A 21,238-nucleotide genomic window follows, 5' to 3' on the forward strand; every position below is an offset into this window, starting at 1 on the left:
ACGCAACATGGCTGGATCAGCTGACACCCGTCCGAGTGCTACCCGCCGCTGGCCCCGGCGGGCCACCATCTCCTCATGCGAATCCGTACCGCCGCCACGGCTCTGTTCGTGGCATCGTGCCTGGTGATCGCCGGGCCCGTACCCGCCCGGGCGTCCGGGCACACCTATGCCGCGAGTCGCTGGTCCGACGTCGCGATCGACATCCTCCACACCAACCGGAAAGCGATCGGATGGTGTGCGGGCAACGTCGCCTTCCTCAGTTACGGCGGTCTCCGGGCGCTCGGGGCCATCGCCTTGCGCGACCGGATCCTCAGCATCCTGTCGCTGGCCACCGGCGCCGCGTCGGGACATTGCGTGGCCACGGCACGTGCCGCCGAGGCCGCCTACCGGGTGTGGACGGTCGGTGGTCGCGACGGGTCGTCGTTCACCGTCCGTGACGACAGTTATGTGGTGGTGCGCCGCCTGTTGCGCCCCAACGAGTGCCACCTCGACCTGACCGTCGGCGACGCGGACACCGGCGAGACCTGGAGCTACCGGACCGTCTACTCGGTGTGCGGCGCGAACACCTACGCGTGAGGGTCGCGGTGCACCACGGCGACAGTGCACGCCGAGTGCCGCAGCATGTGCTGACTGATCGAGCCCAGCAGCAGCCCGGTCACCGCACCCCCCCCGCGGCTGCCCACCACCAGCAACTGCGCGGCGGCGCTCGCCCGGGCCAGTGCCGCCGCCGGATGCTCCAGCGTGTCCTCGGCCTGGATGGTCAGGCCCCGGAACCGCCCGCGGACCACCGCCAGCGGGGCATCCGGAGTGTCCTGGTCGGGCACGGCCCGGATCACCCGCAGCGGCACCTTCCGGGCGGTGGCCTGCTCGGCGGCGAACGTCAGCACCGGCAACGTCAGCGCGGAACCGTCGGCTCCGGCGACCACCGGGGCGTCCGGCTCGGGTACGCCGCGGACCACCACGACCGGGCAGGCGGCGTGCGCGCTGACCGCCGAGATCACCGAACCGAGCAGCCCGGCCACGACACTGTGCCCGTGGCCACCGAGCACGATCAGGCGGGCGTCCCGGGAACGGTCGATCAGGGCTGTGGCGGCGTGCCCGCGTACCGCACGGGTCGTCACCTCGACCGCCGGATGCGTCTTGCGGACCGTGGCGACCGCGCGGTCCAGGGTCTCGTCGATGACGTCGGTCACCGTCCGGTCCGGCCGCAACAGCGGTAGCGGCACCATCGGTGGTGCCGTCGCCGGCCACTCGTCGGCGTGCAGCACCTCGACCGGTGCACCGGTCCGCACCGCCTCGTCCCGTGCCCACAGCAGTGCCGCCCGCGAATACGCCGACCCGTCGTACCCGACCACGATCTTGCGCATGACTAGGATTCCCCTCCCGGAACCAGACTGAACGCGCCTTCCTCCTCCTGTGCATTGTGCAGGCGCAGGATGGCGTAGAGCCCGTACAGCAATCGCCGCACGTCGATGACGTCCGGTTCGTTCGCACCGGTCGTGAGCCGGCTGAGCCGGCCGACCTGGAATTCGATCTCCGCATGGGTACGGCTCAGCCCGCTCGTCACCTCGGAGCCACCGAGCGCCCGAGCCATGATCGGCAACAGTTCGGCCTCCTCGGCCCGCTCGTGCGCCAGCAGCCGGTCCCGCAGATCGTCCAGCAGGATCCGGAGCGGGCCCAGGTCGTACGGCGGCACGTCCAGCCCGTCGGCGACCGCCCGTACCCGCTCGACCAGCGGCAGCATCTCCCGGTGCTCGGCGAACAGCCGCCGTGCCGTCGCCACGTCGTCCGCCCGCAGCGTCACCGTGTGCGAGCGTCCCGGGATCAGGGCCGTCATCGCGATCGCGATCGCCCCCAGGTCGATGCCCTCCTGCACCAGGGCGCCCGCCACCGGCGGCAGCAGTCCCGCGGCGGCCGCCAGCATCGCCACCACCGACAGGCCCATCCCGGCCGCCACCGACCACCGGGCGATCAGCCGGCTGCGGCGGGCGATGAGGATCGCGTCGGCCAGCACGTCGACGCGGTCCACGGTGAGCACCACGTCGGCGGCCTCGGCNNNGCGGCCTCGGCCGACGCCGTCATCCCCCGGGCCGCGAGCGCCACGCCCACTCCGGCGGCGGCCAGTGCCGGAGCGTCGTTCACCCCGTCACCGACCATGATGGTCGGCTGCCGCTCGGCGCGGACCAGCGCGAGTTTCCCGGCCGGGTCGCAGCCGGCGTGCACCGTGTCGACGCCGACGAACCGGCCGACCGCCTCCGCGGTGTCGCCGTGATCGCCGGTCACCAGCACCACCCGCCTGATCCCGGCGTCACGCAGGGCCCGGACCATCCGCGGCCCCTGCGGGCGCAGTGGATCCTCCAGACGCAACACCCCCGCCGGTACGCCGTCGACCGTCACCAGCACCACCATCGACCCCGGCCCGCGGCCCAGCCGCACCCGCCGGCCGTCGACGACCCCCTCGATCCCGTGACCGTGCCGCTCCCGCACCTCGTCCGCGGCGGCCGGGCGCAGCCCCCGATCGTGTGCGGCGGTCACGATCGCCCCGGCCAGCACATGCGCGGAACTCTGCTCGACACTCGCCGCCAGCCGCAGCACCTCACCGGCCGGCAGCGGCCCGCCCGGCACGACCACCACATCGGTCACCCGCGGCCGCCCGGCGGTGAGCGTCCCGGTCTTGTCGATCAGCAGGACCCGGCCCGCGGCCAGCCGCTCCAGCGCGCCACCGCCCTTCACCACGACACCACATCGGGCCGCCCGGGAGATGCCGGACACGAACGCGATCGGCGCGGCCAGCAGCAGCGGGCACGGCGTGGCCACCACCAGCACCGCCACCGCACGCACCGGATCGCCGCTCACCGCCCACGCGAGCCCGGCCACCAGCAGCGTCAACGGCACGAAGACGACAGCCAGACGATCAGCCAGGCGTACGAACGACGCGCTCCCCGCCCGCGCCTGCGCCACCAGCCGCACCACCCCGGCGTAGGTCGACGCCTCCGCGCTGGACGTCGCCGTCATCCGGAACGGCGACCCGGCGTTGACCACACCGCTGCGCACGTCCTCACCGGCCCGCCGCTCCACCGGAACCGGCTCCCCGGTCAGCGCCGACTCGTCCAGCACCGCCGGCCCGGACAGTCGCCCGTCCACCGGCACGATCTCACCGGAACCGACCACCAGCCGGTCACCGGCGACCACCGCACCGGCCGGGATCTCCACCGGCCCGGTCGGCGTGTCCCGGCGCGCATATCGTGGAGCCCGTCCGGCCAGGGCGCTCAGCTCACGGCGGGCCCGTGCCTGCGCGTGGGCCTCCAGCAGGGCGCCGCCGGCCAGCATCACCGCGATCACCGCACCGGCCAGGGGCTGGCCGATCCACAGGGCGCCGGCCAGCGCCAGCCACGCGATGACGTCGACGCTCGGCTCCCGGCGGCGGATCGCGCCCAGCAGCGTCACCGTCGAACTGCCGAGCCCGACGATCGTCGCCGCCACCCAGAGCCGTTCCGTGACCAGCCCGCCCAGCGACAGCACCGCCGTCGCCGCGAACAGGCCCTGCTCCCGCCGCATGCGATCCTCCCGACACTCGTGACGTCTCCACCGTGGGGCAAACCCCTCCGATCCGGCAGGGCCGAAAGACCCGCCCGAACGTGTTCACCCCTCGTCCGAGCTGCCCGAACGGTAGATTCCCCTCGCCCGGCGGGGACCCCCGGGCGGGGGACAGACGGGGTGCCCGGGCGGAGACCTGTGCCAGGGTGGCTCGGTGGCCCGGCGCGTACTCAGTGATCGTTACGAATTGCGGGAGCCCCTCGGGCGCGGCGGAATGGCCGAGGTCTGGCAGGGTTTCGACCGCCGGCTCCGTCGTGACGTGGCGGTCAAGGTGCTGCTCCGTGGCGGCCCCGCCCGTTTCGAACGCGAGGCCCGGACCATCGCCGCGCTGTCACACCCGAACATCGTGGCCGTTCACGACGTCGGCACCGACGACGATGTCCGGTATCTGGTGATGGAGCTGGTCGACGGCCACAGCCTCGCGGAACGGCTCAGGACCGGCCCGATGACGGTGACCGAGGCGGTCCGGACGGCGATCGGAGTGTGCGCCGCCCTCGAAGCGGCCGCCGCTGCCGGGATCGTGCACCGCGACGTGAAACCCGCGAACATCCTGCTCGACCCCGGCGGCGGGGTGAAGGTGTGCGACTTCGGGATCGCCCGGCTCGCGGGCGGTGTCGGCGGCTCGACGCGGATGGTCGGCACCAGCAGGTACATGGCACCGGAGCAGGTCACCGGCAGCACTGTGGACGCGCGCACCGACCTCTACGGCCTCGGCTGTGTCCTCCACGAGATGCTGGCGGGCCGCCCGCCGTTCCACGGTGACGACGAGGACCGGGTCGTCTGGCAGCACCTGGAACGGGCCCCGGAACCGGTGTCCGCGGTGCGCCCGGACGTCCCACCCGACCTCGACCGGCTCGTGTCCGCCCTGCTCGCGAAGTATCCCGCTGATCGTCCGGACACCCCGGCCGACGTCCGTGCCGCGCTGGAGTCCCTGGACACGGCGGCGCCGGCCGGATTCCGGCGCTGGCCGGTGATCATCACGGTGGCCCTGTCGGTCGTCGTCTTTTCGGTCGCGTCGTCGGCACCGCCGTCGTCGGCACCGCCACCACCTCCGGTGACGGCGCAGCCCGGACCCCGGGCCGTGCCGACGGCGAGCGCCACCCCCGAGCGCCGCCCGACGGACCCGCTCACCGCCGTCCGGACCGTGATCGACACCCTGCCCGACAAGGACGCCCGCAAGCTGCGCCGCAAACTCGCCGACCTCGACTCGGGCCGCGGCGGCGCCAACCGGCTCGCGGTGAAGACCGCCGCACTCCGGGCCGACTTCGACGACCTGCACCGCGACGGCACGATCACCGACGCCGGGTACGCCACGCTGCTGACCGGGCTGGAGCAGATCGCCGACTGACCTACCGGCGTGTGTACCGGTGTTTCACGCCGCGGGGGAAGTACTCCGGGTCGTCGGCGGGCCGCAGCTCGACCCGTGGTGTCCGGTAACCGGCCGGCACGTAGTGGGCGAACTCGCTGTTGAGCCGCAGCAGCTCGGCCCGGATCGAGTCGGCGGCGGCCCGCACCCGCTCGGGAGTGCCCTCGGCGCCCGGCGCCAGTTCGACGACGACGGACAGATGCCGGTCGCGGTCCTCGTCCTCGACGGTGCTCAGCACGAACCGGCCGGTCGACCAGGCGCTGATGTCGGCGCGTTCCAGGCCGACGGTGACGTTCTCCGGATACACGTTCGCGCCGAAGAACGACACCGTGAACAGGGAACGTCCGAACACGTAGACGAACGGGAGGTCCGGCCCGTCGCCCGGATCGAAGCCGTGCTCCCGGCACCGGGCGACCAGATCCGCCTTCGGCAGCACACCACCGTCGTCGGCGATGTGGTAGCGGACCAGCGGAACCGTGCCGTCGGCACTGAACACCAGCGTCCCGTCCGGCGCCGTCTCGAACCTGCGGGCCGCCGGGTCGTACTGCACCAGCGTCGGCAGGCGGGACTCACCGAAGATCTCGGCGGCGACATCGGGCCGGGTGGCGAGGAAACGCCTCGTCCGTACGCTCAAAGGGGTCTCGTTGCCCAGAACCCCCGCATCGGCCGTGCCGTAGAGAGACGCCACATCCGTCTCGGGATCGCCGATCCCGGCCCTGGCGGCGACCAGGTCACGCCACTGCTCGCTGAACACCTCACCGGCCAGCACCAGCTTCACGTGCAGCGCCGCCCAGTCGACCCCGCGGGCCACCCCGGCGTCGATGACGTTCTTCACGAACGGCGGATAACCCAGCAGCACCGTCTGCTCGAAATGGCCGCCCAGCTCACCGACGACCCGCAGGATCTCGTCGATGTCGTTGCCCGGCGCCGCGACCGTCACCGGAAGCCGCCGGCACGCCGCCACCGTGTACATGCCACCGACCCAGTTGCCGAGCGCGAAACACACCACGGCGAGGGTGCTGCGCTCACCCGCCCGGAACCCGTCCCGGAAAACCTGCTCGAACCGTGCCGTCACCGCGTCCTCGTCGCCGATCGTCCGCGGCCACACCGTCGGCCGCCCCGACGAACCGGACGACACCGCGACCATCGCGGCCGCGTCCAGCCGCCCGCCACGACACCGCTCCGGCAGGCCGAAACGCTGGTGATAATCCTGCTTGGTCATCAGCGGGATCTGATCGGGATCGGTCACCGTGGCCGGGTCGACGCCCTGCTCGCGAAGGAACAGCGGATAGGCCGGCACACTCGCGACCACGTCCCGGAACAACTCCAGCACCTGCATGAAAGTCACATTAAACCCAGCCGGGCAGCATGCTCGGTTTCCCGGCCCGGCCCCGTTCTCCGGCGAATCAGCTTCCGGCGCCGTCGTGGCGGATCCGGAGTTGATAGCCTCCCGCGGTGCCGATCATCGACCACGTCGCCGTGCCATCGGTCGTCCCGCCTCTCGTCCTGTCTGTCGTGTCGTGACGCCTGAGCTGCGCCGTGCCGTCCGCGCGATCATTCTCGACGAGGACGACCGGATCCTGTTGTGCCGGTTCGTCCCTCCCCACCCGGTGGTGCCGGAACAGGCGACGGCCGTCTGGTCGGCCCCCGGCGGCGGCATCGAACCCGGCGAGGACAGCCTGACGGCCCTGCGCCGTGAGTTGCGCGAGGAGATCGGCTTGGTGATCACCACCGAGCCGCCGCACGTCTGGCACCAGACGGTCATGGCCGCCGGCCGCGCACCGGGCATCATCAACGACTACTTCCTGGTCCGGACGGGCCACTTCCAGCCTCGAGGCGACCTGACCGACGACCAGCTCGCGGGCGAGCACCTTGCCGGTTTCCGCTGGTGGCGCGTCACGGACATCGCCGCCTACGCCGGTTCCGAGCTGTTCTCCCCGCGCGACCTCACCACACCCTTGACCGCACTCCTCACCGCGCCGCCACCCGACCACCCGATCCCGCTGGGCCTCTGACCCGGCACGTCGATCGCGGATGGTGCCTCGAAACGTGCGGAAGCAGAGCTGATAAGCCCTATCACTGCGGGCGTTCGCGTGGTGACATGGAGTCCGGAGACATCGGCGGACGTTGCCGGTGTCCCGGCCTTCATCGGAGGTGCCGTGATGTCCGATCGAACCCGATCCGCCACGATCCGCCACCACCGGGCCTGATCGTCATGGCTGCCGTGCTGGTGATGTTCGCCGTGATCCTGGTGATGAAAGTCGTGGGCCTGATCGCCCTGTCGCTCGTCGACCGCCCGCCCACGCCGCTCCCGACTCACCCCGACCCGTGCCTGGCCCCGCTACTCGACCTGCCCCCACCCGCGGCCCCCGAGCCCGAGCGGGACCTGCTGGGCGAACTGCGCTCCGGCCGGATCAGCCGCGACGACTACCGGGCCGAGATGGCCGCACTGGCCGCGCGCGACGCCCGGTCCCACCCTCTCCAGTCCCCAGCCACCCCCGACTCCTGACACCGGCCTTCGCGTCGAGCCGGTGGTGCGCCGGGGCGGGGTGCGCCGGGCGGATGGTCGCGGGGTGGGTGGCCGATGGTCCTGCCGAGGCGGGTCGTTGCGTCCTGCCGGACCTGACCGGTGTGCACCTAGCGTCGGTGTCGGAGGGATCGAAGATGAGGATCTGGCATGTCAGTGACGTGATGACCGCGGATGTCGTCACGGTCGGCCCGGCGACACCCTACCGGGAGGTGGTCGCCCTGCTGGCGGCGTACCGGATCAATGCGGTGCCGGTGGTCGACGCCGACCGGCGGGTGCTCGGGGTGGTGTCCGAGTCGGACCTGCTTCGTAAGATCGAGTATGCGGGTGCGGACCGGCCGCAATGGTTCGAGATCCGTGGACGGGCCGCCCGGCGCAAGGCCGGGGCGTTGACCGCCGGCGAGCTGATGACCGCGCCCGCCGAGGTGGTGCTGGCGACGACCGGGATCCGGACGGCCGCACGCCGCATGGACGAGGCGAACGTCAAGCAGCTTCCGGTGGAGGACCTGCTCGGCAGGCTGATCGGCATCGTCAGCCGCAGCGATCTGCTGAAGGAGCACCTGCGTCACGACGACGACATCCTCGTCGACGTGCGGGCGGCGGTTCAGGAGGCCACCCTCACCGAACGTGACGGCAACGTCGGTGCGGCCGTCGAGCGCGGCCAGGTGACGCTCACCGGCCGGGTCGAACGCTGGTCCACAGCGGTCCTCGCCGAGCGCCTGGTCCGGTTGGTCGCCGGCGTGGTCTTCGTCGACTCGCGGATCGCCTTCGACGTCGACGACCACGACCTGGCCGACCCGGCACCCGCATATTTCGTGGCCTGATCAAGCGACCTGCGAACGCGGCATGACCGACGAAAGGTGTTCGGGCCTCCGAACCGGAGGCCCGAACCGTAGGGAATGTCAGGCGAGACGCACCAGCTCGGCGGCGCGCTGGACCGGCGCGGTGCGCGGGGTGCGGACCACGACGACCGGGCCGCGGGCATGATGCAGGAGCGTCTGGGTCACCGAGCCGAGCAATCCGTGGTACGGCAACTCGCCGCGCGCCCCCACGACGACCAGTGACGCGTCCCGGGACCGGCGCCGCAGCACCGCCGTCGGGTCGCCGGGCACCACGTCGAGCCGGGCGACGACCCCGTAGGCCAGGGCCCGTGAGGCGATCACGTCCTCGAGCACGTGCGCCCGATGGGACACCTCGCCGACGTGGACGACGTGCAGGTCGACACCACGCCGGGCGGCTGCGTCGAAGGCGTGTTCGAGGACCGGCGCCGACATCGTGGATCCGCTGACCCCGACCAGCACCGGTCCCTCCGGAGGTGGCGCCGCGCGGACGACGAGCACGTGGCCGTACGCCCGCGCTGTCACCTGCACCGCTGTCGCCTCGCGCGGCAGGCAGACCTGATCGTCCAGACGGCCGTCGCCGATGACGGTGAGCGCGGAACGCCGGGACAGGCGCAGCAACCCGGTCACCGGATCGCCTTCGATCAGTTCGACGGTGGTCCACAGGCCGGCCGCGGCCGCCAGCGCGGTGGCCCGTGCCTCTCGCAGCAGGTCACCGGCTCCGCGGGCCGCGTCGATCACGCCGGACCGGTACTGCAGGGCGTGCACCAGCCGCAACGGAAGCCCGCGCATGCCGGCTTCGCGGGCGGCCACCTCGACCGCGCGCAGGCTGGCCGCCGACCCGCTGACTCCGGCGACGACCGGTGTCACTGACGAGGCGTTCATGTCCGCACCTCCGGGGCTGTCCGGTTTGTCCAGCCTCCACGCTAGGTTTCCGGACGGGTGACCGGCCAGGGCCGAACGGCCTGTCACTTCGTCGACCAGGAAGTCGACGAGCAGGAAGCGCGGGTCCTCGATGCCGCCGGCCCCCTACGGCTCCCAGGCGATCAGCTGGTCGAGGACGCGCCGGTCGCCGTCGATCTTGAGAGCCTCCAGCGGGCTGCGGTCGTAGAAGGCCAGCACCAGCTCACTCGCCGAACCCTCGGCCGTGACGCCGGCCGCCGCGGGAAGCTGGTCGACGCGGGCGCCCTCGGGAGTCAGGTGCAGACGCCAGGACGGCCCCTCGGTGGTGCGGTAGTCGACGATCGCCGGCTCGTTCGGCCACGGGCTCGACCAGGCGACACAGGTGGTCAGGAACTCGTCGACACCGTCCAGCGCCACCTCGGTAGGCAGCGGCTGGGCGTCGCCCACGGCGAGCTGCGCGTCGTACGTGTGGACGGCCAGTTCCTGCAGCTGGTGCCGGGCCACGGCGCCGGCGGTCTGCGGTGCCTGCGACCCGCCCCACCACGTCCAGCAGGCCGCGTCGGGGCCGGCCTCGCGCAGCGCGTCCAGCAGGCGCCGGGTCGCCTCGGCCAGCCAGGCCAGCAGCTCCGCACGGTCTTCGGGTGCGTCCGAGGTGCCCCAGGTCGACGGGTCCGGGGGAGCGTCGGCGGGCCCGGCGGCGACGGTGGTGGCCCAGCGGTGCCGGCCGTTGCCGATGTGCTGCGCCAGGTCGGCGAGCGTCCAGTCCGGGCAGGACGGCACCGGCACGCCGAGGGTGGGCGCGGCGCCGATCACGGCACGGAAAGCGGCCGAGCGCTCGTCGATCAGACGGAGCACGTCGGGGAAATCAAGGTTCGTTGACACCGTGGCTGTCTACCACCACGTTCGGGAATCGGACAGCGAATTAATCGGGGTTCGGCGCGTAGAGTCTTCGGCGACATAGGACACACACCCCTCTCGCGGGCGGCGGTGGACGGGCGTGACAGTCGTTGTGGGGGTGGACGGCTCCGGGCGTACCCATCGGCTCCGCATGATCGGCGCGGCCGTGACCGGGCCGGTCTGCTGGTTCGCCGCGCCGCCCGTTCCCACGGATCAGCTGGTCATCGTCGACGATGCCCACCGTCTCGACCCGTCGTCCCTGAAGCTGCTGGCCGCGGCCTGCCGGGCCGGGACGCCGATGGTGATCGCCCGGCGGCCCACGATCGACGGACCCGAACTGGCCGAACTCGACGAGGCCGCCTCCGCCGGTGGCGTTGAGCTGATCACCCCGCTGGACCGGGACGCGGTGGCCCGGCTGGTCGCCACGGTGACCGGCCGGCCGGTCTCGCCCGAAGTGGCCGACGCGGTGTTCACGGCGTCGTCCGGCCTGCCGGTGGTCGCGGTCGCACTCGCGCCGGCGCCCGGGAGCGTCCCGCCGGCGCTGCTGGCCCGGGTGCAGCGCCGGTTCGCGGTTCTGGACGCCGTCACCGTCACCGTCGCCCGGGTGCTCGCGCTGCGTCTCGACCTCACCGATCACCTGGTCGCCGCGGCCTGCGCCATCGATGTGGGCGATCTCGCCCCGGTGATGCGGGCGCTGCGCGACGAGGGCCTGCTGGCACCCGCCACGCCCGGCGCACCACCGAGCAGCGCACCACCGAGCAGCGGGGTTCCGGGCGGCGGGTTTTCGGGCGGCGGGGTTCCGGGTGGTGGGTTTTCGGGTGGTGGGTTTCCGGGCGGCGGGTTTTCGGGCAGCGGGGTTCCGGGCAGCCGGGTTCCGGGTGGCGAGCTGATGATTCCGGCGTTCGCTGAGGCCGTGCTGGTGGAGCTTCCCGCGGCGGAGCGGCGGCGGATCCACGACGCGGTCGCCGGTGCGATGACAGCCGCCGGGATCGATCCGGTGGCGGCGGCCGGGCAACTGCGGGCGGCACGGGCGGCGACACCGGCCGCGGCCGCCGTCTATCGCGAGGCAGCGGAGCGGTTGCGGTTCTCCGATCCCACGACGGCCCTCGGCTGGTACGACGACGCGACCGACTCGGGCGGTGATCCGTCAGGTCTGGCCGCGGGCCGGGCCGAGTCGAGTGTCCTGCTCGGGTTGCCGTTCGACGTGGACGGTTCCACGTTCGGTGATCCGGCCGGACCGGCGGCGGCACCCCTGCCGGACCAGGTGGCCCGCCTGGCCCTGGTCGCGGGCGCGGTGGCCGCTCACGAGGGCCGGGCCACCCGGGCCGCCGACCTGTTCCTGACCGCTCCCGCCCCCGGCCCGCTGCTGGCCGTCCCGTTCCTGGTCGGCACCGGCCGTGCCGCCGAGGGATACGCACTGCTCGCAGGGGGCCCGGTGGGTGGAGCGGCCGGTGGAGGGCCGGTGGGAGGAGCGACCGGTGGGGAGTCGGCGGGCAGGGGTCCCGCTGCTCTGGTGCGGTTCGCCGAAGGGGCCCTCGCCGCCGGAGAACCCGAACAGGCGCTGCCGCTGCTCATCGAAGCCGCGGAGGCCGTCGAGCGGAGCGCGCTCCAGGTGGTGCCGCCGGATACGCCACATGCGATCGGTGCTGTCGTGGCGGTGGCCGCGGGGGACGTCGCGACCGCCGAGCACCTGCTGGAGCGGGCCCGCGTCGCCGGGATCGGCGGGCCGGTCGCCGAGGAACGGCACCGGCTGCTGCTGGCCTGGGCCCGGATGCGGGCCGGCCGCTACGACACCGCGCTCGACGAGCTGCGGCGGTCGGTCGGGCCGGGGCAGGGGCGGGACCGGCTGCTCCGGGCCGCGATCGCCGCGGGGATCGCCCGGCGGCGGGGGGACATCGCGGGACTGCGGGACGCCTGGGCCGGGGTCGAGCCGCTGCTGGCGCGCCGGGCCGTCGACCTGTGGCAGCTCGAAGCCGTCGAGGAACTCGCCGTGGCGGCCGCCCGTCTGCGGCGCCTCAGCCGGGTCGAACCGGTGCTCGACCTCCTGGACCGGGCCGTCGCCGGGTTGGGCCGCCCGACCGCCTGGCAGACCGCCCTCGACTGGATCCATCTGCAGACGGCCGTCGCCGCCGACGACGCGACCGCTGCCACCGAGGTCGCCGAGCGCCTGTCCGACGTTGCGGCCCGGACGGGGCGGTCGGGGGCGCGGGCGGTCGCCGCGCAGCGGTGGGCCGAGGTGCTGGCCGGTGTCGTCGAGCTGGAGGCGGTCGTGGCCGCCACCGAGGATCTGCACGCGGCGGAACTGCCCTGGGAGGCGTCCCGGCTGGCGGGGCAGGCGGCCATCCGTACCACTGATGCCAATGCCGCCCGCCGCCTGCTGGAACGTGCCCGCGAACTGTCCGAACCGGAGGCCGAAGGCCCCGGCGGGGGTGGCCTGTCCGACCGTGAGGTGACGGTGGCCCGGCTGGTGCTCGCCGGCAGCACCCACCGGGAGATCGGGGCGCAGCTCTACATCTCGCCGAAGACCGTCGAACACCACGTGGCGCGGATCCGGGCGAAGCTCGGCGCGAACACCCGGGCCGAGCTCCTGGCCATGTTGCGGGAGCTGCTCGACGCCTGATCGACCGCCGTTCGGCTGGTCTCTGAGTTGGATCTCGGACACGAGACTGTGGATCCCCTAGCGCACCCCCTATACCACGGGGGACACCCCGATGCCCGGACCGGGTTGCGGGTCGCACGCTGGTGCCGTGCCCGGGTGAAGGAACGGGACGCCACACCGAGCGAGGAGAGAGAAATGACCGCCAGTGCCACCGAACTGTTGAGGGAATTCATCGTCAACCTGATGTCCGACCGGGAGTTCGCCGCCCGGTACGCCGAGGACCCCACCGGCACCCTGACCGCCGAGGGCGTCACCGACGTCGACCTGTCCGGCGTGGACGTCTCCGCCGTCGTCGGTTCCGCCGCCGCCGACCCCGGGGTCCCGGCCGAGGCCCGGACCGCACTGCACAGCCACTCCGGTTCCACGCCGCCGCCGGCCTCGGGTGGGTCGCCGTCGGTCGAGCACGTCGTGCAGCACCTCAACTACGTCACCTACGCCACCTACGAGGGCGACGAGACGATCACCCAGAACCTGGACCTGGACGTCACCAACGTCACCGACAACAGCTTCGACCTGGACGTCGACGGCAACGTCTTCGGTGACATCGACGCGTCCAACGTCAGCGCGTCCGGTGACGGCGCGGTGGCCGGCGGGGACGACGTGAACGCGGCCACCGGTGACGGCGCCGTGGCGAACAGCGGGGACGGCGACGTCAACGCGGCCACCGGCGACGGTTCGACCGTGATCGACGGGGACGTCAACTCGGCGTCCGGCGACGGCGCGCAGGTCATCGACGGCGACAACTTCGGCCAGGCCAACACCGGTGACGGTGCCGTGCAGGCCGGCGACGACATCTCGGGGGCGGTCAACACCGGTGTCAACACCGGGATCGTGGCCGACGAGCTGGACGACGCCGTGGTCGGCGACGGCAACCAGACCGCGCAGGTCGACGGGGGCGCCGACGAGTCGGTGTTCAACTTCGGGGACGGCGACGTGGCGAATCTGCCGGACGCCGAGATCGAGGACAGTGCCGTGACCTTCGGCGAGGGCGACGCCACCAACGTCTCCGGCAACACCGTGGACGACGGCTCGGCCATCTCGGCCGGTGACGGCGACGCCAAGGGCAACAACGAGGACAACGACACGACCGTCACCACGGTGTCCGACGACGACACCACGATCAACGACAACGACACGACGGTCAACGACAACGACACCACCGTCACCGACATCGACACGACCAACGTCGACACCGACATCGACGACAGCATCGTCAGCGGCGACGACACCGTCATCGGCGCCTGAACACCCACCAGGAGGAACCCGTGGCCGACGTCGCGAAGGCGGTCGCCGTCATCGAGCTGGCACTGCGAGCCTGTACGGCGTACGACCGCCCCGACACGGCCGCCCGGCTGACCGCCGTCAAGGAGTCCCTCGCCGACCCGGTCCTGCACGTGGTCGTCGCCGGCGAATTCAAACAGGGTAAGAGTTCCCTGGTCAACGCCCTGGTCGGCGCGACCGTCTGTGCGGTCGACGACGACGTGGCCACGGCGGTCCCGACCTACGTGCGGCATGGTCTGAAACCCGAGGCGGCCCTGCTGTACGAGCCGGGCCGCCGCGAGCCGATCCCGGTGGCCGACGTCCGGAAGCACGTGCTGGAGAACAGTGACGGCGACCGGGTGTCGGGTGTCGAGGTCCGCCTCCCCCGCAAGATCCTCGCCGGCGGCCTGGTCCTGGTCGACACCCCCGGCGTCGGCGGACTGGGTTCGCCGCACGCCGCGGCCAGCCTGGCCGCCGTGTCGATGGCCGACGCGGTCCTGTTCGTGACGGGCGCCGCGCAGGAGCTGACCCGCAGCGAGGTCGACTTCCTGCAGCGGGCCCGCGCGCTCTGCCCGGTGGTGGCGTGCGTCGTCACGAAGACCGACTTCTATCCGGCGTGGCGCCGTATCCAGGAGCTCAACGAGCGGCACCTGGCCACCCACTGCCCGATGCCGCTGATGCCGGTGTCGTCGACGCTGCGCTCGCGGGCGGTGAAGGCGAACGACACCGCCCTCAACGCCGAGTCCGGCTTCACCGGTCTGGTCAGGTTCCTCACCGACCGGATCGGGGGGTCGGCCGCCGACCGCCTGGTCAAGGACGCGGCGGCCGAGGTCCTGGCCCTCTGCGACCAGTTGGGCGGCCGCTTCCAGGCCGAACGGGACGCCCTGGCCGACCCGGAGGCCGCGGCCCGCGTGGTCCGTGAGCTGACCGGAGTGAAGGACCGGGTCGAGGCGCTGAAGAGCGCGGCCGCCAAGTGGAACCAGACCCTCAACGACGGCGTCACCGACCTCACCTCCGACATCGACCACGATCTGCGCGCCCGCGTCCGTGTGGTGATCGCCGAGGCGGACACCGCGATCGAGGCCGGCGACCCGGCCGACACGTGGCCGGAGATGGAGGCGTGGATGCAGTCGCGGATGGCCAACGAGCTGCTCGCGAACTACGAGTTCCTCCGCGGCCGGGCCAGTGAGCTGGGGCTGCGGGTCGGCGACCACTTCCACGAGGCGTCCACGATGATCATGCGCAGGCCGTCGGTGACCGACCCGACCCCGATGGCCACCGTCGCCGACTTCCAGCACAAGATCGACCTGGAGCGGATGCGGATCACCAAGCAGGCCATGGTCGCGTTGAAGAGTGCCTACGGCGGCGCGCTGATGTTCATCATCCTGGGCAGCATGATCGGCGTCTCGCTGGGGCCGATCGGCATCGGCATCGGCCTCGTGATGGGCCACCGCGGACTCCGCGACGAGAAGAAACGCCAGATCCAGAAGCGCCGCGGGGAGGCACGCAACGCGATCCGGCGCTACTGCGACGAGGTCAGCTTCGTGGCGAACAAGGACTCCCGCGACACCCTGCGGCGGGTGCAGCGGCAGTTGCGCGACCACTACAGCGGCCTCGCCGAGGAACTCAACCGGGCCAACGCCCAGGCCCTGGCCAGCGCCTCCGACGCCGCCAAACGCAGCCAGTCCGACCGGGAGAGACGGCTCAAGGACGTGGATGCCGAACTCGCCCGCGTCCAGCAGCTGCGCCAGCGCGCCGAGGCGGTGGCGAAGTGAGCCTCTCCGACCGCACCCGCGACGTCCTCGGCCAGGCCATCACCGTCTACCGCGGCACCGCCGACGCCGCCCGTCTCACCGCCGTCCGCGACCGGCTCGACGCCCCACTGCGCGTCGCCGTCGCCGGGCGCGTCAAGGCCGGCAAGTCCACGCTGCTCAACGCCCTGGTCGGGGAGCGCCTCGCGCCGACCGACGCGGGCGAGTGCACCCGCATCGTCACCTGGTACCGCGACGGCCACGCCTACCAGGTCCAGGCACTGATCCGGAACGGTCAACCGCGGACACTGCGCTTCACCCGTGACGACGGGCCGGTCACCGTCGACCTGGACGGCCTCGACGCCGCCACGATCGAGCAGCTCACCGTCACCTGGCCGGCACAGGCGCTGCGCACCCTCACCCTGATCGACACGCCCGGCATCGGGTCGCTCTCCGACCAGAACTCGCGCCACACCTGGGACCTGCTCGTCCCCGACGACGAGGAGACACCCGCCGACGCGGTCGTCTACCTGTTGCGGCACCTGCACCCGGGCGACATCGAGTTCCTGCGCGCCTTCCACGACACCGAGGTCTCCCGGCCCAGCCCGGTCAACGCGATCGGCGTACTGTCCCGGGCCGACGAGATCGGCGCCGGCCGGCCCGACTCGATGGCCTCGGCCCGCCGCATCGCCGCCCGGCTCGGCACCGACGCCAACGTGCGGCGGCTCGTCCAATCCGTGGTCCCGGTGGCCGGCCTGCTCGCCGAGACCGCCGTGACGCTCACCGAGATCGAGGTCGCCCAGCTGCGGAAGGTCGCCGCGCTGCCGGTGAAACAGGCCGAGGAACTACTGCTCTCCGCCGACCGCTTCGCGTCGGCCATGCCCGAGCTGGGCCTCACCGATCTGGAACGCGCGGCGTTGCTGACCCGTTTCGGACTTTTCGGCGTACGGCTGACGAGCACCCTGCTTCGACGTGAGGTCGCCACGACCGCCTCGGCGCTGTCGAAGGAGCTGGCCGACCGCAGTGGCCTGACCCAGCTCCGCGACATCATCGGCAGTCTGTTCCTGGAGCGCCGCGACATCCTCAAGTCCCGGTCGGCGCTGCTCGCGCTGGCCGACATCACCCGTGCCCGCCCCCGCCCCGGCGGCGAGGCGGTGGCCGCGGCGGTCGAGGAGATCATGGCGTCCGCGCACCCGTTCAACGAGCTGCGCGTGCTGTCCAGCCTGCGCGCGGGCTGGATCACCGGTAGACCGGACGTGGTGGCCGACCTGGAACGCCTGATCGGCGGCTCCGGCAACGCCACCAGTGAACGCCTCGACCTGCCGCCCGACGCCGCCCCCGCCGAACAGTCCGCGACCGCGCGGCAGGCGCTGGCCCGCTGGCAGCGCCGGGCCGAGAACCCGCTGACCTCCTACGAGATGACCGTGGCGGCCCGGATCGCGATCCGTTCCTGTGAGGGCATGCTCGCCCGGCTGGACCAGCGGCGATGAGCGCGCCGGCGTCGGTGTCAGCCGAGCAGGGCGTCGTCGGGGTCGTCGTCGTCCGCGTCGTCGTCACCGAACTCCGGCCAGTCCCCGTCCAGGTCGTCCCCACCCAGATCGTCGAGCCCGTGCTCGGCGGCGGGCGTGGCCGGGTCGCCGAGGCCGATGTCGATCCCGTCATCGTGGACGTCGAACCGCGTCATGTCGTCCACTGCCGTTCCGTAGCCCGTACCGAATCCGAGGTCTTCGGGGCCGGAGGCCTCCTCCTCGACCGGCGCGGAGGCCAGCAGGTCCAGCCACGTCTCGCTCGCATCGCTCTCGTCGAACCGCGCGGCGACGAAGGGCGCCAGATGCTCGGCGACCTCCAGCGGCGCGGTGTCGGCGTAGCTGACCACCGCCTCGGCGACCAGGTCGGCCGGCAGGTCCCGCAGGAAGTCGCCCGGGTCACCGCCGTTTCCGGCGAGTCCGGCGAAAACGTCGCGGAGGGGTTCCATGCCTCCACCTTATGAGCTCACCCGGCACCCGAGCCTCGGGGAAACCCCCGCGGCAACCCCCAACCCGACGATGTGGAGAAAGTGGCGATGTACGCACTAGGCATTGACCTCGGCACCACCTACACCGCCGCCGCCACATGGCGTGACGGGCACGCCGAGATCGTCCCGCTCGGCAGCCGCAGTGCCGCCATCCCGTCGGTGGTGCTGCTGCGCGAGGACGAGACGTTCCTGACCGGGGAGGCGGCCAGCCGGCGCGGCCTCACCGAACCGCACCGGGTCGCCCGCGAGTTCAAGCGGCGCATGGGCGACACCACACCGATCCTGCTCGGTGGTGTCCCGCAGTCGGCCGAGGCGCTCGCCGCCCGCCTGCTGCGCGCCGTCGCCGACCAGGTCACCGCACGTGAGGGCGGCAAACCGTCGTCGATCTGCGTGTCCTATCCGGCGAACTGGGGTCCGTACAAGACCGACCTGATGCGCCAGGCCGTGCGGATGGCCGACCTGGACGGGCCGGTCCTCTACACCACCGAACCCGAGGCCGCCGCGGTCAGCTACGCCCAGCAGCAGCGCATCGATCCGGGCGCGATCGTCGCCGTCTACGACCTCGGCGGCGGCACGTTCGACGCGGCGGTGCTGCGCAAGACCGGGATCGGTTTCGAGATCCTCGGCCGTCCGGAGGGCATCGAACGGCTCGGCGGCATCGACTTCGACGCTGCGGTGTTCAGCCACGTCCAGGCGGCCATCGGTGGCAGGCTGGCCGAACTCGACGAGGACGACACGACGGCCGTCGCCGCCGTCGCCCGGCTCCGGGAGGAGTGCGTCAATGCCAAGGAGGCACTGTCCTCCGACACCGACACCACCATCCCGGTGCTGCTCCCCAACTTCGCCACGGAGGTACGGCTGACCCGCGCCGAATTCGAGGCGATGGTCCGCCCGGCGCTGCACGGATCGGTCGAGGCACTGAAACGGGCCATCCGCTCGGCCGGTCGCACCCCCGAGGAGCTGCACTCGATCCTGCTCGTCGGCGGCTCGTCACGGATGCCGATCGTCGCCCAGCTGGTGGCGGCCGAGTTCAACCGGCCGGTGGCCGTCGACGCGCACCCCAAACACGCCGTCGCGCTCGGCGCGTCGTGGCTGGCCAGCGGAACCCCCACCCAGAGCCGCGGACCGGCCGCGGGTCGGGCCGTCCCGCCGCGATCCGCCCCCGCCACCCCGCCGCCGCGGCCTGCGCCCAGCGCGCCCGCCGTTCCGCAGTCCCGGTCCGCGCCCGCTGCCTTGGGCTCCGCCGGCGTCGCCCCTGCGCCGGTGAGTGCCGCCCCTCTGGACACCGCGCCGTCGCACGCCGGTCCGCCCATGTCTTCCCGGTCGGTCAGTGTGCCACCCGCCCGACCCTCGAACGCGGCGGCGGCGACGACCTACCTGCCGCCCGCGCGGCCGGCTCCGCCCTCCCCGGTGGCCGCTCGTGCGTCGGCCCGTCCGGGGACGCGGCCTCCGTCCGTGCCGCTGCCGGGTACCGGAAACCCGCCGCCGGGCCGAGGTCGCGGCAACCGCCGCCGCGTCTTCGCGATCATCGGCGCCGCCCTCGCCGCCGTCCTGGTGGCGGCGGGAGTCGCGTACGCCCAGTACCGGTTCGGCGACGACCCCGCCGGCCAGCTGACCGGCCAGGGCGCCTCCCCGTCACCCAGCGTCGCGGTCTCGTCCGCGCCACCCGCCGACGAACAGTGCACCGACGAGATCCGGGCCAACACCCGCTGGGTGTGCCTGACCTCGGCCGTCGTCGAGGACGGCAAGCTCACCATCGACTACGACGTCGACTGGGCCGGCTCCACCCCGGACGTCAGCGGCGGTTACCACCTGCACATCTACGGCGGTGACGGCACCTACCCGGCCGACCACGACATGGGTTCGCACGCCCCGAAGAGCGACCAGGGCCAGTGGTACGTCGAGGATCGCCAGCCGTCGGTCCTGGACACCGGCGACAAGCGCTACACCCGTGCGATCGCCGACAACCCGAAGGTCTGCGCCCGCATCGCGCTCGCCGGTCACGGTCTCGTACCCGACGCCGACGACACCTACCGGACCGGCAACTGCGTGCCCATCACCCGGAAGTAGGTCGTCCGGAGGACCCTCGAAACAGGCCGAAGGTCCCGTCATCGACGCCCGTTCCCTGCCGATGGTTCCGGCATCCCAAGGGGTGTTGTGGCCAAAGGAGGCGACATCATGACGACGACGAATCGGCAGAGCGAGGGTCGGTCCGACGAGCGCTGGGGGGTGCTGGCACCGGGCGATCGGTTCAAGGTCAGCCCGATCACGTACCCGACCCTGTGGCAGTCGCTGGTCTACACCATCGTGACCCTCAGCCGGACCCTGGTGATCACACTGATCGGGTTCGCCATCCTGATCTGCGTCGGGGTGGCGATCGCGATGGTGCTGACCGGAGCGCTGGGCCTGTTCGGCTACGACGCCTCGGCCTCGTACTGATCCTCGCCGGGCCCGGTGCCGCGAAAGGTGCCGGGCCCGACCATGGCGGCGATGCGGGCCGCGTCGCCCCACGACAGCGTGAAACCGGCGCCACCGTGGCCGTAGCAGGCGTACACCGGACGGTCGTACCCGGCGACCGCCTCCACCCGCACGCCGGCCCGACCCGGCCGCAACCCGGTCGCCCGCGACAGCACCGGCTGCCCGGCCAGCTCCGGGACCAGCTCGGTCACCCGCCGCAGGATCGCCGCCTCCACCTCCGGGTCGACCCGCTCGTCCCACGAGCCGACATCGCCGGTCCCGCCGCAGACCACGTCGTCGCGGCGCGGCACCACGTAGGTGAGCCCGCCCGGGTTGTCGTCATCGGTGATCCACTCGGTGAGCCCCGGGTTGGCCAGGCGCACCACCTGCCCCCGGATCGGGAAGCTCACGTCGTCGTCACCGAACAGCGCCGCCGAACGCAGACCGGCCGCGACCACCAGCACGTCACCGTCGTCGTGCCGCAGCACGTCGCCGACCGACCCGAACCCGGCGGTCCGGAACACCACCCCGCGCGCGGCCGTCGCCTCCCGCAACCACCGCAGGTAGACACCGGTCTCCACCAGCGGAACCGTGCACCGGATCCCCGACGCCCCGTCCGGCAGCACGCCCGCCGCGACCGGCTCGGTGTGCGGCACCGCCCGCGTCCACGAGGTGTCCACGTCGTCCCGCCGCGACATCACCGTCCCGGCCCGCAGGCGCACCCCGGTCCGCGGATCGCGGGCCAGCTCCGCCAGCCGCCGGTAGGTGACGGCCGCCGACTCCAGCACGTCCCCCGAATGGTCCACGTCGTGCGGGAACCAGATGGCCGCCGCCACCCCGGAGACGCTGTCGGTCGCCTCCCGGTCCGCCACGACGCTCACCTGATGCCCGCCGCGGGCCAGCTCATGGGCCGCACTCAGCCCGACGACCCCGGCCCCCACCACCGTCACCCTGCCCATACGGTCAGA

General features: G+C 72.6%; 19 protein-coding genes. 11 read left to right on the plus strand and 8 right to left on the minus strand.

Going from position 1 to position 21,238, the window contains the following annotated elements; all coding sequences use genetic code 11:
• Nucleotides 1-75: 75 nt before the first annotated feature.
• A complete protein-coding gene (locus ACFO0C_RS36270; RefSeq protein WP_378071296.1) occupies nucleotides 76-576 on the plus strand; it encodes a hypothetical protein in 501 nt (166 codons plus the stop codon).
• Here the strand turns inward: ACFO0C_RS36270 and ACFO0C_RS36275 are convergent.
• The 3 genes from ACFO0C_RS36275 to ACFO0C_RS36285 are packed head-to-tail and all read right to left on the minus strand — an operon-like array spanning nucleotide 567 to nucleotide 3,558.
• The gene (locus ACFO0C_RS36275) at nucleotides 567-1,367 is read right to left on the minus strand and encodes a universal stress protein (protein ID WP_378071297.1); all 801 of its coding nucleotides are present in this window, start codon (nucleotides 1,365-1,367) and stop codon (nucleotides 567-569) included. The genes ACFO0C_RS36270 and ACFO0C_RS36275 overlap by 10 nt on opposite strands.
• Before the next feature lie 2 nt (nucleotides 1,368-1,369).
• Entirely contained in the window at nucleotides 1,370-2,029 is a 660-nt protein-coding gene (locus ACFO0C_RS36280) for a hemerythrin domain-containing protein (protein WP_378071298.1), read from the minus strand.
• Nucleotides 1,972-3,558, minus strand: coding sequence for a heavy metal translocating P-type ATPase (locus ACFO0C_RS36285; protein ID WP_378071299.1), 1,587 nt, complete (start codon nucleotides 3,556-3,558; stop codon nucleotides 1,972-1,974). The genes ACFO0C_RS36280 and ACFO0C_RS36285 overlap by 58 nt, the downstream gene beginning before the upstream one ends.
• A 193-nt stretch (nucleotides 3,559-3,751) precedes the next feature.
• Between ACFO0C_RS36285 and ACFO0C_RS36290 the strand changes: the two genes are divergently transcribed.
• Nucleotides 3,752-4,945: a serine/threonine-protein kinase gene (locus ACFO0C_RS36290; RefSeq protein WP_378071300.1), complete on the plus strand. Its 1,194-nt coding sequence runs from the start codon at nucleotides 3,752-3,754 to the stop codon at nucleotides 4,943-4,945.
• Nucleotide 4,946: 1 nt separating this feature from the next.
• Here the strand turns inward: ACFO0C_RS36290 and ACFO0C_RS36295 are convergent, their stop codons facing one another.
• The gene (locus tag ACFO0C_RS36295; RefSeq protein WP_378071301.1) at nucleotides 4,947-6,302 is read right to left on the minus strand and encodes a phenylacetate--CoA ligase family protein; all 1,356 of its coding nucleotides are present in this window, start codon (nucleotides 6,300-6,302) and stop codon (nucleotides 4,947-4,949) included.
• Nucleotides 6,303-6,483: 181 nt separating this feature from the next.
• Here ACFO0C_RS36295 and ACFO0C_RS36300 point away from each other — a divergent pair, with 181 nt between their 5' ends.
• The 3 genes from ACFO0C_RS36300 to ACFO0C_RS36310 all read left to right on the plus strand — a co-directional run bounded on the left by ACFO0C_RS36300 (nucleotide 6,484) and on the right by ACFO0C_RS36310 (nucleotide 8,314).
• Complete coding sequence (locus tag ACFO0C_RS36300) at nucleotides 6,484-6,978, plus strand: NUDIX domain-containing protein (RefSeq protein WP_378071302.1); 495 nt, start codon at nucleotides 6,484-6,486, stop codon at nucleotides 6,976-6,978.
• 200 nt (nucleotides 6,979-7,178) lie between these two features.
• Nucleotides 7,179-7,472: a hypothetical protein gene (locus ACFO0C_RS36305; protein WP_378071303.1), complete on the plus strand. Its 294-nt coding sequence runs from the start codon at nucleotides 7,179-7,181 to the stop codon at nucleotides 7,470-7,472.
• Nucleotides 7,473-7,627: 155 nt separating this feature from the next.
• Nucleotides 7,628-8,314: a CBS domain-containing protein gene (locus ACFO0C_RS36310; RefSeq protein WP_378071304.1), complete on the plus strand. Its 687-nt coding sequence runs from the start codon at nucleotides 7,628-7,630 to the stop codon at nucleotides 8,312-8,314.
• Between the two features lie 78 nt (nucleotides 8,315-8,392).
• Here ACFO0C_RS36310 and ACFO0C_RS36315 read toward each other — a convergent pair whose 3' ends face one another.
• Together ACFO0C_RS36315 and ACFO0C_RS36320 are read right to left on the minus strand one after the other, a co-directional pair.
• Nucleotides 8,393-9,214, minus strand: coding sequence for a universal stress protein (locus ACFO0C_RS36315; RefSeq protein WP_378071305.1), 822 nt, complete (start codon nucleotides 9,212-9,214; stop codon nucleotides 8,393-8,395).
• Between the two features lie 144 nt (nucleotides 9,215-9,358).
• Nucleotides 9,359-10,114 carry a maleylpyruvate isomerase family mycothiol-dependent enzyme gene (locus tag ACFO0C_RS36320; protein WP_378071306.1) on the minus strand — a complete coding sequence of 252 codons (756 nt, stop codon included), beginning with the start codon at nucleotides 10,112-10,114 and terminating at the stop codon, nucleotides 9,359-9,361.
• Nucleotides 10,115-10,229: 115 nt separating this feature from the next.
• Here ACFO0C_RS36320 and ACFO0C_RS36325 point away from each other — a divergent pair, with 115 nt between their 5' ends.
• From ACFO0C_RS36325 to ACFO0C_RS36340, 4 genes are all read left to right on the plus strand, one after another.
• A complete protein-coding gene (locus tag ACFO0C_RS36325) occupies nucleotides 10,230-12,749 on the plus strand; it encodes a helix-turn-helix transcriptional regulator (RefSeq protein ID WP_378071307.1) in 2,520 nt (839 codons plus the stop codon).
• A 174-nt stretch (nucleotides 12,750-12,923) separates the two neighbouring features.
• Entirely contained in the window at nucleotides 12,924-14,033 is a 1,110-nt protein-coding gene (locus tag ACFO0C_RS36330; protein ID WP_378071308.1) for a hypothetical protein, read from the plus strand.
• Between the two features lie 20 nt (nucleotides 14,034-14,053).
• Nucleotides 14,054-15,823: a dynamin family protein gene (locus ACFO0C_RS36335; RefSeq protein ID WP_378071309.1), complete on the plus strand. Its 1,770-nt coding sequence runs from the start codon at nucleotides 14,054-14,056 to the stop codon at nucleotides 15,821-15,823.
• The gene (locus ACFO0C_RS36340; protein WP_378071310.1) at nucleotides 15,820-17,289 is read left to right on the plus strand and encodes a dynamin family protein; all 1,470 of its coding nucleotides are present in this window, start codon (nucleotides 15,820-15,822) and stop codon (nucleotides 17,287-17,289) included. The genes ACFO0C_RS36335 and ACFO0C_RS36340 overlap by 4 nt, the downstream gene beginning before the upstream one ends.
• A 17-nt stretch (nucleotides 17,290-17,306) precedes the next feature.
• Here ACFO0C_RS36340 and ACFO0C_RS36345 read toward each other — a convergent pair whose 3' ends face one another.
• Nucleotides 17,307-17,774, minus strand: a complete 468-nt coding sequence (locus ACFO0C_RS36345; RefSeq protein ID WP_378071311.1) for a hypothetical protein — start codon at nucleotides 17,772-17,774, stop codon at nucleotides 17,307-17,309.
• An 87-nt stretch (nucleotides 17,775-17,861) separates the two neighbouring features.
• Here ACFO0C_RS36345 and ACFO0C_RS36350 point away from each other — a divergent pair, with 87 nt between their 5' ends.
• Both ACFO0C_RS36350 and ACFO0C_RS36355 read left to right on the plus strand, forming a co-directional pair.
• Nucleotides 17,862-19,883, plus strand: a complete 2,022-nt coding sequence (locus ACFO0C_RS36350; protein WP_378071312.1) for an Hsp70 family protein — start codon at nucleotides 17,862-17,864, stop codon at nucleotides 19,881-19,883.
• 108 nt (nucleotides 19,884-19,991) lie between these two features.
• Complete coding sequence (locus ACFO0C_RS36355; RefSeq protein WP_378071313.1) at nucleotides 19,992-20,252, plus strand: hypothetical protein; 261 nt, start codon at nucleotides 19,992-19,994, stop codon at nucleotides 20,250-20,252.
• On the opposite strand, the gene ACFO0C_RS36360 is transcribed toward ACFO0C_RS36355, so the two are convergent.
• Entirely contained in the window at nucleotides 20,228-21,229 is a 1,002-nt protein-coding gene (locus tag ACFO0C_RS36360) for an FAD-dependent oxidoreductase (RefSeq protein ID WP_378071314.1), read from the minus strand. The genes ACFO0C_RS36355 and ACFO0C_RS36360 overlap by 25 nt on opposite strands.
• Nucleotides 21,230-21,238 lie beyond the last annotated feature (9 nt).

Source organism: Actinoplanes subglobosus (genome assembly GCF_042650585.1).
In the GTDB taxonomy this organism is placed as follows: Bacteria; Actinomycetota; Actinomycetes; order Mycobacteriales; family Micromonosporaceae; genus Actinoplanes; species Actinoplanes subglobosus.

Coding starts and splice junctions, on each gene's coding strand:
- ACFO0C_RS36270 (WP_378071296.1), top strand. CDS start 76: ATGCGAATCCGTACCGCCGCCACGGCTCTGTTCGTGGCATCGTGCCTG.
- ACFO0C_RS36275 (WP_378071297.1), bottom strand. CDS start 1,367: ATGCGCAAGATCGTGGTCGGGTACGACGGGTCGGCGTATTCGCGGGCG.
- ACFO0C_RS36295 (WP_378071301.1), bottom strand. CDS start 6,302: ATGCAGGTGCTGGAGTTGTTCCGGGACGTGGTCGCGAGTGTGCCGGCC.
- ACFO0C_RS36305 (WP_378071303.1), top strand. CDS start 7,179: ATGGCTGCCGTGCTGGTGATGTTCGCCGTGATCCTGGTGATGAAAGTC.
- ACFO0C_RS36310 (WP_378071304.1), top strand. CDS start 7,628: ATGAGGATCTGGCATGTCAGTGACGTGATGACCGCGGATGTCGTCACG.
- ACFO0C_RS36315 (WP_378071305.1), bottom strand. CDS start 9,214: ATGAACGCCTCGTCAGTGACACCGGTCGTCGCCGGAGTCAGCGGGTCG.
- ACFO0C_RS36330 (WP_378071308.1), top strand. CDS start 12,924: ATGACCGCCAGTGCCACCGAACTGTTGAGGGAATTCATCGTCAACCTG.
- ACFO0C_RS36345 (WP_378071311.1), bottom strand. CDS start 17,774: ATGGAACCCCTCCGCGACGTTTTCGCCGGACTCGCCGGAAACGGCGGT.
- ACFO0C_RS36350 (WP_378071312.1), top strand. CDS start 17,862: ATGTACGCACTAGGCATTGACCTCGGCACCACCTACACCGCCGCCGCC.
- ACFO0C_RS36355 (WP_378071313.1), top strand. CDS start 19,992: ATGACGACGACGAATCGGCAGAGCGAGGGTCGGTCCGACGAGCGCTGG.
- ACFO0C_RS36360 (WP_378071314.1), bottom strand. CDS start 21,229: ATGGGCAGGGTGACGGTGGTGGGGGCCGGGGTCGTCGGGCTGAGTGCG.